Origin of the sequence: Bordetella genomosp. 1 (genome assembly GCF_002261335.1) — a bacterium.
Lineage (GTDB): Bacteria > Pseudomonadota > Gammaproteobacteria > Burkholderiales > Burkholderiaceae_B > Bordetella.
Map to the genome: position 1 here is coordinate 385,224 of NZ_NEVL01000002.1, position 12,665 is coordinate 397,888.

At 69.2% G+C, this 12,665-nt stretch carries 12 protein-coding genes; 6 read left to right on the plus strand and 6 right to left on the minus strand.

Annotation, left to right across the window (positions count from 1 at the left end; translation table 11 throughout):
- Positions 1-23: 23 nt before the first annotated feature.
- Genes CEG14_RS06980 through CEG14_RS06990 form a run of 3 tightly spaced genes read left to right on the plus strand, consistent with a single transcriptional unit; the run spans position 24 to position 2,781 of the window.
- Complete coding sequence (locus CEG14_RS06980; protein WP_255032177.1) at positions 24-1,343, plus strand: MFS transporter; 1,320 nt, start codon at positions 24-26, stop codon at positions 1,341-1,343.
- Positions 1,343-2,482 (plus strand): thiolase family protein, encoded by a 1,140-nt coding sequence (locus CEG14_RS06985; RefSeq protein ID WP_094825632.1) that lies wholly within the window; start codon positions 1,343-1,345, stop codon positions 2,480-2,482. The genes CEG14_RS06980 and CEG14_RS06985 overlap by 1 nt, the downstream gene beginning before the upstream one ends.
- Positions 2,479-2,781: a Zn-ribbon domain-containing OB-fold protein gene (locus tag CEG14_RS06990; RefSeq protein ID WP_143277180.1), complete on the plus strand. Its 303-nt coding sequence runs from the start codon at positions 2,479-2,481 to the stop codon at positions 2,779-2,781. The genes CEG14_RS06985 and CEG14_RS06990 overlap by 4 nt, the downstream gene beginning before the upstream one ends.
- An 85-nt stretch (positions 2,782-2,866) precedes the next feature.
- Here CEG14_RS06990 and CEG14_RS06995 read toward each other — a convergent pair whose 3' ends face one another.
- From CEG14_RS06995 to CEG14_RS07010, 4 genes are all read right to left on the minus strand, one after another.
- Positions 2,867-3,574: a Bax inhibitor-1/YccA family protein gene (locus CEG14_RS06995; protein ID WP_094825634.1), complete on the minus strand. Its 708-nt coding sequence runs from the start codon at positions 3,572-3,574 to the stop codon at positions 2,867-2,869.
- Between the two features lie 184 nt (positions 3,575-3,758).
- Positions 3,759-4,241 (minus strand): hypothetical protein, encoded by a 483-nt coding sequence (locus tag CEG14_RS07000; RefSeq protein ID WP_094825635.1) that lies wholly within the window; start codon positions 4,239-4,241, stop codon positions 3,759-3,761.
- Positions 4,242-4,269: 28 nt separating this feature from the next.
- Positions 4,270-4,707 (minus strand): DNA polymerase III subunit chi, encoded by a 438-nt coding sequence (locus tag CEG14_RS07005; protein WP_094825636.1) that lies wholly within the window; start codon positions 4,705-4,707, stop codon positions 4,270-4,272.
- A gap of 13 nt (positions 4,708-4,720) precedes the next feature.
- Entirely contained in the window at positions 4,721-6,229 is a 1,509-nt protein-coding gene (locus CEG14_RS07010) for a leucyl aminopeptidase (protein WP_094825637.1), read from the minus strand.
- A 54-nt stretch (positions 6,230-6,283) separates the two neighbouring features.
- Between CEG14_RS07010 and lptF the strand changes: the two genes are divergently transcribed.
- Positions 6,284-7,393 (plus strand): LPS export ABC transporter permease LptF, encoded by a 1,110-nt coding sequence (lptF, locus tag CEG14_RS07015; RefSeq protein WP_094825638.1) that lies wholly within the window; start codon positions 6,284-6,286, stop codon positions 7,391-7,393.
- 42 nt (positions 7,394-7,435) lie between these two features.
- Here lptF and CEG14_RS07020 read toward each other — a convergent pair whose 3' ends face one another.
- On the minus strand, positions 7,436-8,356 hold the full coding sequence (locus tag CEG14_RS07020) for a LysR family transcriptional regulator (protein ID WP_094825920.1): 921 nt from the start codon (positions 8,354-8,356) through the stop codon (positions 7,436-7,438).
- 154 nt (positions 8,357-8,510) lie between these two features.
- Here CEG14_RS07020 and CEG14_RS07025 point away from each other — a divergent pair, with 154 nt between their 5' ends.
- Together CEG14_RS07025 and CEG14_RS07030 are read left to right on the plus strand one after the other, a co-directional pair.
- Positions 8,511-9,734: an ABC transporter substrate-binding protein gene (locus tag CEG14_RS07025; protein ID WP_094825639.1), complete on the plus strand. Its 1,224-nt coding sequence runs from the start codon at positions 8,511-8,513 to the stop codon at positions 9,732-9,734.
- Positions 9,735-9,822: 88 nt separating this feature from the next.
- A complete protein-coding gene (locus tag CEG14_RS07030; protein WP_094825640.1) occupies positions 9,823-11,316 on the plus strand; it encodes a CoA-acylating methylmalonate-semialdehyde dehydrogenase in 1,494 nt (497 codons plus the stop codon).
- 83 nt (positions 11,317-11,399) lie between these two features.
- Here the strand turns inward: CEG14_RS07030 and CEG14_RS07035 are convergent, their stop codons facing one another.
- Positions 11,400-12,665, minus strand: coding sequence for an LVIVD repeat-containing protein (locus CEG14_RS07035; protein ID WP_094825921.1), 1,266 nt, complete (start codon positions 12,663-12,665; stop codon positions 11,400-11,402).

The following is a 12,665-nucleotide window of genomic DNA, read 5'->3' on the forward strand; positions in this document are numbered from 1 at the left end:
GACAAGGGGCAGCAACCATGACGATGAGCCAGACCGAGGCGCTTCCCGCCGAGGAAGAGGACGCGCAGCGCCAGCGCACGAGACGGGTCGTAGTGGCCTCGATCGCCGGCAACGCGATGGAGTGGTACGACTTTTTCATCTACGGCACGGCGGCCGCGCTGGTGTTCGGCGATCTGTTCTTTCCCAAAGGCACCGATCCCCTGCTCGGCACCATGGGCGCGTTCGCCGGTTTTGCGGTGGGCTTCTTCGCCCGGCCGCTGGGCGGCGTGATCTTCGGCCACATCGGCGACCGCTACGGCCGCAAGCTCGCGCTCGAATGGACGCTGGGCCTGATGGGCGTGGCGACCTTCATGATCGGGCTGCTGCCCACCTATGAGCAGATCGGTGTCTGGGCGCCGGTGGCGATGGTGCTGCTGCGCCTGTTGCAGGGCGCGGCGGCCGGCGGGGAATGGGGCGGCGGCGTGCTGCTCATCAGCGAGGCGGTCGACGGCCGTCGCCGCGGCTTCTTCTCGGCCTGGAGCCAGCTCGGCGTGGCCGGCGGCTTCGTGCTCTCGTCGGGCGTGTTCATGCTGGCGCAGCAGTTGCCGCGCGAAGACTTCCTGAGCTGGGGCTGGCGCCTGCCATTCCTGCTGAGCGTGATCATCTTCGGCGTGGGTCTCTACATCCGCACGCGCATTCCCGAAAGCGAGGAGTTCGTGCGCGCCCGCAAGAAGAGCGACACGCGCATGCCGGCGCTCGAGGTGTTCCGCCGCTACCCGCGCCAGGTCTTCACCGCGATGGGCCTGCGCGTCGCCGAGAATGGCGGCTCCTACGTGTTCCTCGCGTTCGCGCTGGCCTACGGCAAATTCCTCGGCATCTCCAACGACGTGATGCTGGGCGGCGTGCTGTTCTCGATGTTCATCGAACTGGGCACGCTGGTCTGGTTCGGCCATCTTTCCGATCGCATCGGGCGGCGCACGGTCTACATGATCGGCGCGGGCGGGCTGATGCTCGTCGCCTTCCCGTTCTTCTGGCTGGTGCAGACCCAGCAGACCGTGTGGATCTTCCTCGCGTTCTTCCTGGGCAACACGATCTGCCATGCCGCCATGATCGGCACGCAGCCGGCCTACTTCGCCGAGCTGTTCCCGGCCGAGGTGCGCTACACCGGCCTGGCGCTCGGCCACGAGCTGGCCTCGGTCTTCGCCGGCGGCCTGTCGCCGCTGATCGCCATGGCGCTGCTGCGCCATTACGAATCGGCCACGCCGGTGGCGTGGTTCCTGGTGGGCATGGCGGCGGTCACGGTGGTGACCCTGCTGCTCACGCGCGAGCCGCCGCGCGATACCGGCGACGCGGCGCGCCCGTGATGGCGGCCGGCATCGTGGGCGTGGCGGAGACCGCCTTGATGCGGCATCCGCCGGCCGATTGCAGCACCGCCGGGCTGGTCGCGCAGGCCGTGCGCGCGGCCCTGGCCGATGCCGGCCTGCGGCCCGACCAGGTCGATGGCTTCGGGCTGGCCTCGTTCACGCTGCGTCCCGACCGCGCGATCGACATGGCCTGGAAGCTCGGCCTGGGGCTGCGCTGGTGCCTGCAGGACGAGCTGGGCGGCGCCAGCGCCATCAACCTGCTGCGCCAGGCCTGGCTTGCGCTCGAGGCGGGGCAGGCCGACACCCTCGTGCTGGTGGCCGCGGACCATTTCGCCGGCGCCGACTTCACGGCCCTGGTGCGCGACTACAACGGCACGGCGCGCGATTACCTGAGCCCGCTGGGCTGCGTCGGTCCCAATCCGCTCTTTGCCATGTTGACCCAGCGCCAGATGGACGCGCACGGGCTGACGCGCGCCGACTACGGCGCGCTGTGCGTGGCGCAGCGTGCGCACGCATCCGGGTACGCTGCCGCCGCGTTCCGCGAGCCCCTCACGCTCGAGGCCTATCTGGCCGCGCCGATGGTGGCCGGCCCCTTGTCGCGGCTGGACTGCGTGCCGGTCGTGAGCGGCGCGGCGGCGCTGGTGCTGACCCGCGCGCCGCGCGGCAGGCACGTGGTGCTGCGCGCCGGCGTGGCCGACTACAACGGCGACCAGCAGGAAGGCGATGGCCTGCGTACCGGTCTGCACGCGTGCGCGCCCGCGCTGTGGCGCGACGCCGGCTGCGGGCCGCAGGACATGGACCTCGTGAGCGTCTACGACGACTATCCGGCGATCGCGCTGGCGCAGCTGGCCGATCTCGGTTTCGTGGCCGATGGCGACCTGGCGCGCTTCGTGCACGCCCGCATCGCCAGCGGCGCGCTGCCGGTCAACACGGCCGGCGGCCAGTTGTCGGCGGGCCAGGCGGGCACGGCAGGCGGCATGCACGGGCTGGTCGAGGTGTGCCGCCAGCTGCTGGGCCGCGCCGGCGAGCGCCAGCGCGAGAACGCGCGCCTGGCCGTGTGCACCGGCTACGGCATGGTGCAGTACCGCCACGGCATGTGCGCCAACGCGGCCGTGCTGCAACGCGAGGAGGGCGCATGACGCAGGCGAAACCGATGACGGTGCGGCGCTGCATGGACTGCGGCCATGCCGTGTTTCCGGCGCGCCTCTGGTGCCCGTCCTGCGGCGGCGAGCGGGCCGAGGCGGTGACGGTGGCCGGCGGCACGGTGCTTTCCCAGGCCCGCCAGCGCGACGGCAGCGTCATCCTGACCGTGACGACGGACCCCGGCGTGGCGCTGGTGGCGCGGCTCGAGGGCGAGGCGGTGGCCACCGGGCAGCGCGTGACGCTGGAGGACCGCGGCGAGGGCGTGCCGCTGCCCTGGGCGCGGCCGCGCGCCTGAACGGCGGGGCGAAAAAAAACCCGCAGCCGTCAGGGCATGCGGGTGGGGGTAAGGCGCAGGACAGTGCAGCTGTCCTGTCTGCGCTTTATTCGCGATTGCCGCCGAAGATGCCGAGCAGCATCAGCAGGTTCGAGAACACGTTGTAGACGTCGAGGTAGATCGCCAGCGTGGCCGACACGTAGTTGGTTTCACCGCCGTTGACCACGCGCTGCAGGTCGACCAGCATGAAGGCCGAGAAGATCACGATGGCCAGCACCGAGATGGTCAGCATCAGCGCAGGAATCTGCAGGAAGATGTTGGCCAGCGCGGCGACCAGGATCACCACGGCGCCCGTGAAGAGCCACTTCTGCATCGACGAGAGGTCGCGCTTGATGGTGGTGGCCAGCGTGGCCATGGTGCCGAACACGATGGCCGTGCCGCCGAAGGCCATCATCACCAGTTGCGCGCCGTTGCTCATGCCGAACACGAAGCCCAGCAGGCGCGACAGCATCACGCCCATGAAGAACGTGAAGGCCAGCAGCAGCACCACGCCCAGCGAGTTGTTCTTGTTTTTCTCGATGGCGAACATCATGCCGAAGGCGCCGACCAGGAACACGATGGCCGACAGGCCGGGGCTGCCGGCCATGACGCGGTTGATGCCGGTGTACAGACCCACGGCCGCGCCCAGCACGGTCGGGATCAGCGACAGCGCGAGCAGCCAGTAGGTGTTGCGCAGCACCTGGTTCCGGACGACCTCGCCCGGCGCACCGGCATAACCGGAGCGGTTAAAAGGGGACGGACGATATTCGTTCATTGACGACTCCTGAGTGCGGCAAAAAGAAATTGCCTTGATAGCTTAGATGGGAAGTCTACCTGACAGTTCCCTTAACAATCCAGCGTTTTGCCGAATATGGGGCCGCAATCGCCGCTTTCAAGAGCGCGCCGCGCGGAGCGGGACGGCGCGCCGGAAAAGGCGGCCGCCGCGACGTGGCCGGTGTTCAGCCTGCGCGCAGCCGGGCCAGGGCGCGTTCGATCACGTCGGGCAGCTCGGCCTCGAGCCGGGCGCGCATGTCGGCGGCGGCCCGGTCGGCGGCCGCCTGTACGGCGGCCTCGAGCTCGGCCTGCAGCAATGCGCGCAGCACCGGCTCGGCCGCCGGGACGAGGGCGTCGCCAGCCTGCGGGGCGACCGGGGCAGGGACGCGCGCGTCGGCAAACGCGGCGGCGGGCGCGTCGGCGGGCGCCGAGGCGGCTGCTGGCCAGGCCGGCTCGGCCGCGGCGGCAGGCGGCGCCGCCTCGGGCTCGGGGTCGTGCGGTGCGGGCGGGGGCGTCACGTCCACCGGATCCCAGGGCAGGTCCAGCACGGGCACGTCGTCGAGCGCGTCGAGCGCGGGCGTGTCGGGGGCGGCCGGGGCCGGCTGGGCCGGGGCCGCGACGCGCTGCGTGAGCGTGGGAATGCCGGGATCGGTTTCAGGGCGGGACATGGCGATACGGGAAAACGGCGCGCGGCGCTCAGGCGCCGCGGCTCAGGTCGTGGCTGTGCAGGCTGTGGCCGGCGGCCTGGTAGTCGCGCCAGCGGGCCCGGGCGGCCTGCTTCTCGGCGGCGTCGTCGGACACGATCTCGAGGACGCGCTCGAAACCATCGTACCGGGGCGGGCAGGCATCGTCCAGGTTGAGCAGCCAGGCGGTGGGCTCCATCCCCGGCGCGCTCTGCGGATCCGTGGCCGTCAGCACGACGGGCGTGCGCTCGGCCAGCGGATCCTTGGCCAGCACGTGCGGCACGAAGGCGGTGTCGTCGAAGGCCCAGAGCATGCGATCGAAGGCCGACAGGCGGCTGCCGTCGCTGCAATAGACGACCAGGCGCTGGCCCGCCAGATAGCGCTTGCGCGCCGTCTGGCAGGCCGCGCGCAGGCGGTCGGGGGCGCCGAAGGCGAAGTCGACGCGGGTCATGCCGTGCGCCGCATCAGGCGACCTGATCGAGCAGGTATTGCATCAGCATGGGCACGGGACGGCCGGTGGCGCCCTTGTCCTTGCCGCCCTTCCAGGCGGTGCCGGCGATGTCGAGGTGGGCCCACGGATAGGCCTTGGTGAAGCGCGACAGGAAGCAGGCGGCGGTGACGGCGCCGGCCTGCGGGCCGCCGATGTTGGCGATGTCCGCGAAGTTCGACTTGAGCTGGTCCTGGTAGGCGTCGTCCATCGGCATGCGCCACGCCGTGTCCATCGCTTCGCGGCCGGCGGCGAGCAGGGCTTCCGCCAGGCCGTCGTTTTTCGAGAACAGGCCGGTGTTGACGCCACCCAGGGCGACCACGCACGCGCCGGTGAGCGTGGCGATGTCGATCACGGCGGAGGGCTTGAAGCGCTCGGCGTAGGTCAGGGCATCGCACAGCACCAGGCGGCCTTCGGCGTCGGTGTTGAGGATCTCGATGGTCTGGCCCGACATGCTGGTGACCACGTCGCCCGGCTTGTTGGCGGTGCCGCTGGGCAGGTTTTCGCAGGCGGGGATCAGGCCCACCACCTCGAGCGGCAGCTCGAGTTCGGCCAGCGCGCGGAAGGTGCCGAGCACGCTCGCGGCGCCGCACATGTCGTATTTCATTTCGTCCATCGTCGCGGCGGGCTTGAGCGAGATGCCGCCCGCGTCGAAGGTGATGCCCTTGCCGACCAGCACGACCGGGCCGGCCGCGGCCTTGGCCTTCTTGGTGGCCTTGCCGCTGTAGCGCAGCACGATGAAGCGCAGCGGCTCGGCGGAGCCGCGGGCCACGGACACGAACGAGCCCATGCCCAGCGCCTCGACCTTGGCCTGGTCGAGCACCTCGACCTTGAGCGAGGTCTTGAACTCGCGCGCCAGCTTGCGCGCGGTGTCGGCCAGGTAGGTGGGGGTGCAGACGTTGCCGGGCAGGTTGCCCAGCGTGCGGGTGAGGGTCATGCCGCGGGCGATGGCGCCGCCCTCGCGCAGGCCGAGCTGGGCCTGCGCGGTGTCGGCGCGCTCGACGACCTGCACCACCTTCTTCAGCTTGGGCAGGGCGTCGCGGTCGGTCTTGCCGAAGGTCGCGTCGTAGTGATAGGTGGCGGCGCCGGCGGCGATCGCGGCGGCCCGGGCGCGGGCGCGGATCGACACGCCTTCGAGCGGGTTGGCGGCCAGCGTGGACACGGCTTCGGTGAGCTGGGCCGACACGGCATAGGCGGCGAAGCCCTGCTCGGCGGCGGCGTGGGCACGGGCGCTGAAGTCTTCGCGCTTGCCCAGGCCCACCAGCACCACGCGCTGGGCGCTCACGCCCGGCAGGGCGCGCAGCACCAGGGTCGAGCCGGTGCGGCCGCGGAACTCGGCCTTCACGACGGCGCGCACCGCGCCATTGGCGGCGCGATCGATCAATTCCGCCGCCGGGCTGAGGATGCCGTCGGCAAACACGCCCACTGCGAGGGCGGAGGTCTTGATTTGATGCAGGGAAGCGGTGGTCTGTGTGCTAAATTCCATGGGGATTTCCCGAGTGCGTCGTATGTTGCGGTCGATTATCCCGCAAATTCTTCCATGTCTCTATTCAAACGGTCTGTCGTCAGCGAGATTACCAGTCACGCCGGCGTGGTGTTCTCCACTCTCGTCGTTGTGTGGCTGAGTGTTCTGCTCGTGCGTCTGCTCGGTGAAGCGGCCGGCGGCAGCATCGGTGCCGACGTGGTGCTGGGCCTCGCGGCCTTCTCCACCATCACGGCACTGCCCACCGTGCTGGCGGTGTCGCTGTTCATCGCGGTGCTGACCACGGTCACCCGCAACTATCGCGAATCCGAAATGGTCGTGTGGTTCGCCAGCGGTCTGTCGCTGGCCGACTGGCTGCGCCCGGTGCTGCGCGTGGCCGTGCCCGTGGCCGCGCTGGTGGCGGTGCTCACGCTGGCCGCGTCGCCCTGGGCCTATCGCCAGATCGGCGAGTATCGCGAACGCTTCGAGCAGCGCTCCGACCTGTCCAAGGTCGCGGCCGGCCAGTTCGCCGAATCCGGGCGCGGCGATCGCGTGTTCTTCGCCGAAGATCCGACCCGTCCCGGCGACGAGCTCGGCGCGGTGTTCGCGCGCGCCATCGATCCCGAATGGTTCAGCGTGCTGACCGCGCGCAGCGCCCACAGCGAGACGCTCGAAAACGGCGACCGCTTCCTGGTGCTGTCCGAAGGCAATCGCTACGACCTCAAGCCCGGCACGCCGGAAATGCGCCTGAGCGAGTTCGACAAGTACGGCCTGCGCCTCGAGAGCAAGGCCGGCGAGGATCCGCTGGCCGAGGCGCGTGCCGCCGCCGAGCGCTCGAGCAAGGCGCGCCCCACGATGCAGCTGGTGGCCGACAACACCGACAGCGCGTGGTCGCAGATCATGTGGCGCATCGCGATGCCGCTGGCCGCGCTCAATCTCGCCTTGCTGGCGATCCCGCTGGGCGCGGTCAATCCGCGCCTGGGCCGCTCCGGCGACCTGCTGATCGCGGGCCTGGTGGGCCTGCTGTACATGAACCTCATCAACCTCTCGCGCGCCTGGATCAGCAGCGGCAAGATCAGCTTCGGCATCGGCGTGTGGGCGATCCACGCCGTGGTGACGGCGCTGGCGGTGTTCCTGCTCATGCGCCGTCTGCGCGTGAAGGCGCCGCGCGACCACAAGCCGGCCTAGGCGCCGGCGCATCGTTGAAAAAGGCGGCTGCGGCCGCCTTTTTCATGCCAGGTACTGCATCGCGCCGCCCTGGCCGCGCAGCAGCGCGGTGTTGTGCTCCACCGAACGCCGCATGAAGTCCCACAGCAGGCTCACGCGCTTGAGCTTGTGCAGGTCTTCGTGGCAGTACATCCAGAAGCTGCGCGTGATCGCGATCTCCTCGCCCAGCACCGGCACCAGGCGCGCGTCCTGCGCGGCGATGAAGCCGGGCAGGATGGCGAGCGACTGGCCCTGCAGCGCGGCGTGATACTGCGCCACCACGCTGGTACTGCGCAGCATCACGCGGCTGTTGGGCAACACGTCTTCGAGATAGCGCAGCCGTTCGCTGAACAGCAGTTCGTCGACATAGCCGATGAAGGTGTGGCCGGCGAGGTCTTCGCGGCGCCGGATCGGGGCATGGCGCGCGAGGTACTGCGGCGTGCCGTAGAGCATCAGGGTGTAGTCGCACAGCTTGCTGCACACATAGGGGCCGCGCTGCGGCCGTTCGATGGTGATGGCCAGGTCGGCCTCGCGCTTGGACAGGCTGACGAAGCGCGGCACCGGCAGGATGTCGAGCGTGATGTGCGGATAGCGGCGCTGGAAATCGGCGGCCAGCGGCGTGACCACGTAGCTGCCAAAGCCCTCGGTCGCCCCGATGCGCACGTGCCCCGACAGCGCCTGGCCGATGCCGGACAGGCTCTCGCGCGCGGTCTGCACCGTGCTTTCCATCTGCTCGGCGTGCACAAACAGACGCTGTCCGTCTTCGGTGAGCACGAAGCCGGCGCTGCGCGACTTCTCGAACAGCAGGCTGCCCAGCTCGGCCTCGAGCGCGCGCACGCGCCGCGCCACGGTCGTGTGTTCCACGCCCAGGCGGCGCGCGGCGGCGCTCACGCGCTGCGTGCGGGCCACCTCCAGGAAGAATCGCAGACTGTCCCAATCGAGCATCGTGGCGCCCCGGTTTTGGTTGTGCATTCATGCACAATCTATGTGCATTTCTGGCGTTGCTTGTGGATTTTCACACATCTACACTAGGGCAGCCACCCGCCCGCGAGCCCTCGCGGCGACGGCGTGAGCCCATAAAAACACAGGAGACAAGGTCATGAGATCGCATGCGCGCGCTACCGCCGCAGGGTTGTGCCTGGGCGTCTTGTTGGGAGCAGGTCAGGCGGGGGCGGCCGATATGCCGCCGGTGAAGATCGGCGTGCTCACGGACATGTCCGGCACCTACGCCGGCATGGGCGGCGCCGGCTCGGTGGCCGCGGCGCAGCTGGCGATCGACGACTGCCTCGCCGCCGAATGCAAGGGCATGAAGATCGAGCTGGTCTCGGCCGACAACCAGAACAAGGCCGACGTGGGCGCGGCGCGCGCCCGCGAGTGGTTCGACCGCGACGGCGTGTCCGCCATCGCCGACCTCACCAACTCGGCGGTGGCGTTGGCGGTGCAGGGCATCGCGCGCGAGAAGAACAAGGTCGTGATGTTCTCCGGCCCGGCCACCACGGCGCTCACCAACAAGGAATGCTCGCCGGTCGGTTTCCACTGGATGTTCGACACCTATTCGCAGTCGGCCGGCGGCGCCAAGGCCACGGTGCGCGCGGGCGGCAAGTCGTGGTTCTTCGTCACGGTCGACTACGCCTTCGGCCACTCGCTCGAGGCCGACACGGTCAAGGCCGTGAAGTCGCTGGGCGGCACGGTGGCGGGCAGCGTGCGCCATCCGCTCAACGCACCCGATTTCGCCTCCTACCTGCTGCAGGCGCAGAGCTCCAAGGCGCAGGTGGTGGCGCTGGCCAACGGCGGCCAGGACACGGTCAACGCGGTCAAGCAGGCGCGCGAGTTCGGCATCGTGGCGGGCGGCCAGCGCCTGGTGTCGCTGCTGATCTTCCTGTCGGACCTGCGCGCGCTCGGCCTGGAAAACGCCCAGGGCCTGTCGTATGTCGACGGCTTCTACTGGGACTACGACGACGCCACGCGCGCGTGGTCGGCCCGGTTCGAGAAGGCCTTCCGCGGGCTCAAGCCCACGATGACGCAGGCCGGCGTGTATTCGAGCGTGCTGCACTATCTGCGCGCCGTGGCCGCCGCGCGCAGCACCGATGGCAAGGTCGTGGCCGACAAGATGCGCGAGCTGCCGATCAAGGATCCGATCATGCGCAACGCCTCGATCCGCAAGGACGGCCGCGTGATCCACGACATGTATCTCTACGAGGTCAAGAAGCCCGCCGACTCCAAGGGCGGCTGGGACTACTCCAAGCTGGTCGCCACAATCCCGGCGGCCGAGGCCTTCCAGCCGCTGGCCGACTCGACCTGCCCCCTGGTCGCCAAACCCTGACGTTCCCGTATCGGGCGGCCCGCGCAAGGGCCGTCCTCCCCAAGCGCGGCCCCGCGCCGCACCGACCCTGCAGTCCGAGGAGCAAGCAATGAGTGACGTCCCCCGCATCCCGCTCTTGATTGGCGGCAAACTGGTGCAGTCCAAGACCACGCAATGGCGCGACGTGATCAATCCCGCCACCCAGGAAGTGGTGGCGCAGGTGCCGTTCGCCACGCGCGAAGAGCTCGATCTCGCCGTCGCCAACGCCAAGGAAGCGTTCCAGACCTGGCGCAACAGCGGGCAGGGCGCGCGCATGCGCGTCATGCTCAAGCTGCAGCAACTGCTGCGCGACAACACCGGCAAGCTGGCCGAGATGATCACGCGCGAACACGGCAAGACCCTGCCCGACGCCGAAGGCGAAGTGGGCCGCGGTCTCGAGGTGGTCGAGCATGCCTGCTCGATCGCCAATCTGCAGCTGGGCGAATACGCCGAGAACGCCGCGGGCGGCATCGACGTCTACACCCTGATCCAGCCGCTCGGCGTGTGCGCGGGCATTACCGCGTTCAACTTCCCGGTCATGCTGCCCTGCTTCATGTTCCCGATCGCGGTGGCCTGCGGCAACACCTTCGTGCTCAAGCCCTCCGAGCAGGACCCGAGCGCCTCGCTGTTCCTGGCCGAGCTCGCGCTCGAGGCCGGCCTGCCGCCGGGCGTGCTCAACGTCGTGCACGGCGGCCCCGACATCGCCAACGGTCTGTGCGAACACCCGGACATCAAGGCCGTGTCGTTCATCGGCTCGACCCGCGTCGGCACCGAGATCTACAACCGCGCCTCCAACGCCGGCAAGCGCTGCCAGTCGATGATGGGCGCCAAGAACCACTGCGTGATCCTGCCCGACGCCGATCCCGAAGTGGCGCTCAACCAGCTAGTGGGCGCCGCGTTCGGCGCCGCGGGCCAGCGCTGCATGGCCACCTCGGTGGCGGTGCTGGTGGGCGAGGCGCGCAACTGGCTGCCCGACTTCGTCGAGCGCGCCAAGAAGCTCAAGGTCAACAACGGCACCGACCGCCAGGCCGATCTCGGCCCGCTGGTCTCGCCCAACGCCAAGAAGCGCGTCGAAAGCCTGATCCAGCAGGGCGTGGACGAGGGCGCCAAGCTGTTGCTCGACGGCCGCGACCTCAAGGTGGCGGGCTTCGAGTCGGGCAACTTCGTCGGCCCCACGATCTTCGACGGCGTGACCGACACGATGAGCATCTACCAGGAAGAGATCTTCGGCCCGGTGCTGTGCGTGGTCGGCGCCGAAACGCTGGAAGACGCCGTCGCCTTCATCAACCGCAATCCGAACGGCAACGGCGTGGCGCTCTTCACGCAGGACGGCGGCGCGGCGCGCTACTTCCAGAACAACATCGACGTGGGCCAGGTCGGCATCAACATCCCGATCCCCGTGCCGGTGGCCTGGTTCAGCTTCACCGGCTCGCGCGGCTCCAAGCTGGGCGACCTGGGCCCCAATGGCAAGCAGGCCGTGCAGTTCTGGACCCAGACCAAGACCGTGACCGCCCGCTGGTCGGCCCACGGCCGCTCGGTCAACACCACGATCTCGATGCGCTGAGCCCCGCGCCAGCGCTGCACTACGACGAGAGCCCGGGCCTGGCGGCCCGGGCTTTCTTGCTTGCGCCGCGGTTTGGCGGCGCGCTAGCGCAGCCCGCTGAACTCGAGAATGCTCAGCCCGCCGTTGTAGTCCGTCGCGTAGATCAGGCCGCCGGCGTCGACGAACACGTCGCACGATTGGATCACCCGGGCGCGATTCGGCCGGCGGTCCATCAGCCGCTCGGGTCGGGGCGGCACGTACGCGCCGACTTCTATCGGTTGATACGGGTTGCGGATGTCGAACACGCGCACTCCGGCATTCTGGTAAGTCGCGAAGATCAGGGTGGAACTCACGAAGCTGCCCGGCCGGTTTTCGTGCAGGTTGTGCGGACCGAAGTGGCCCGGCTTGCGCTTGTAATCGGCTTCGCCCGGGCTGGGAAAGGTCGAGATGCTGACGGGATTGGACGGTTCGCGCACATCGAACAGCCAGATCGGCTTTTCGCCGTCCTGCTGGTGATCCAGCACGGCCTCGTCCAAGACGACCAGCAGATCCCGCTCCGGCAGCGGCAGGCAGTTGTGCGTCCCGCCGCCAAAGGGCGGGGACCAGTTGCGATGCGCGAGCAAGGCCGGTCTGGCACGATCCGCCACGTCCAGGACGACGAGGCCGGCATCCCGCCACGCGCAGTAGGCGGTGTCGCCATGCACGATCGGATGATGCAGGCCGTAGCGGCGCGATGCGTCCCAGGAGGGCGTCTCTCCGCCGGCGGCATGCATGCCGGGCAGCCAGAACCGTCCGGCCTCTTGGGGGCGCGTGGGGTCGGACATGTCGATCGTGATGAAGATGTAGTCGGTGTAGCCGTCGATCAACGCGGAGGCATAGGCCCAGCGGCCGCCGCTGTACCAGACCCGATGTACGCCGCCTCCTTCGATGGGCATGAAGCCGATCTCGCGGGGGCGGTCGCCTTTCGAAATGTCGTAGACCGCCAGGCCGGCGCGCCAGTTTTTCGGCGTGGCCGAGGCCTGTGCCGTGCCCACCTTGCGGCCCAGCGCGCCGCGATAGTACTCACGCTCGTCCTGGAATTCGTCGGCCGCGAACATGTCTTTCGCATTGATCACCAGCAGCAGGTCGTCGTGCGTCTGCAGGTGGATGTTCCAGGTATTGGGCGGGGCTTCCTGGAACGCGACCGTCCGGGGGCGCTGGGGATCGCGGATGTCCACCACGCTGAAGCCCCGGGAGAACATGTGGCCGATATAGGCGTGGCCGCGGTGCACCATCAGTTGCACGCCGTCTGCGCGACCGCCCTGATCGCTGTGCCCGACGAGGCGCATGTGGTGCGCATAGTCGGGCGTGATGCTGGAAGTCGTTTTCAT

What these genes read in the sequence shown, in the direction of transcription:
- CEG14_RS06980 (WP_255032177.1), top strand. Translation starts at nt 24, where the DNA reads ATGAGCCAGACCGAGGCGCTTCCCGCCGAGGAAGAGGACGCGCAGCGC.
- CEG14_RS06985 (WP_094825632.1), top strand. Translation starts at nt 1,343, where the DNA reads ATGGCGGCCGGCATCGTGGGCGTGGCGGAGACCGCCTTGATGCGGCAT.
- CEG14_RS06990 (WP_143277180.1), top strand. Translation starts at nt 2,479, where the DNA reads ATGACGCAGGCGAAACCGATGACGGTGCGGCGCTGCATGGACTGCGGC.
- CEG14_RS06995 (WP_094825634.1), bottom strand. Translation starts at nt 3,574, where the DNA reads ATGAACGAATATCGTCCGTCCCCTTTTAACCGCTCCGGTTATGCCGGT.
- CEG14_RS07000 (WP_094825635.1), bottom strand. Translation starts at nt 4,241, where the DNA reads ATGTCCCGCCCTGAAACCGATCCCGGCATTCCCACGCTCACGCAGCGC.
- CEG14_RS07005 (WP_094825636.1), bottom strand. Translation starts at nt 4,707, where the DNA reads ATGACCCGCGTCGACTTCGCCTTCGGCGCCCCCGACCGCCTGCGCGCG.
- CEG14_RS07010 (WP_094825637.1), bottom strand. Translation starts at nt 6,229, where the DNA reads ATGGAATTTAGCACACAGACCACCGCTTCCCTGCATCAAATCAAGACC.
- lptF (WP_094825638.1), top strand. Translation starts at nt 6,284, where the DNA reads ATGTCTCTATTCAAACGGTCTGTCGTCAGCGAGATTACCAGTCACGCC.
- CEG14_RS07020 (WP_094825920.1), bottom strand. Translation starts at nt 8,356, where the DNA reads ATGCTCGATTGGGACAGTCTGCGATTCTTCCTGGAGGTGGCCCGCACG.
- CEG14_RS07025 (WP_094825639.1), top strand. Translation starts at nt 8,511, where the DNA reads ATGAGATCGCATGCGCGCGCTACCGCCGCAGGGTTGTGCCTGGGCGTC.
- CEG14_RS07030 (WP_094825640.1), top strand. Translation starts at nt 9,823, where the DNA reads ATGAGTGACGTCCCCCGCATCCCGCTCTTGATTGGCGGCAAACTGGTG.
- CEG14_RS07035 (WP_094825921.1), bottom strand. Translation starts at nt 12,665, where the DNA reads ATGAAAACGACTTCCAGCATCACGCCCGACTATGCGCACCACATGCGC.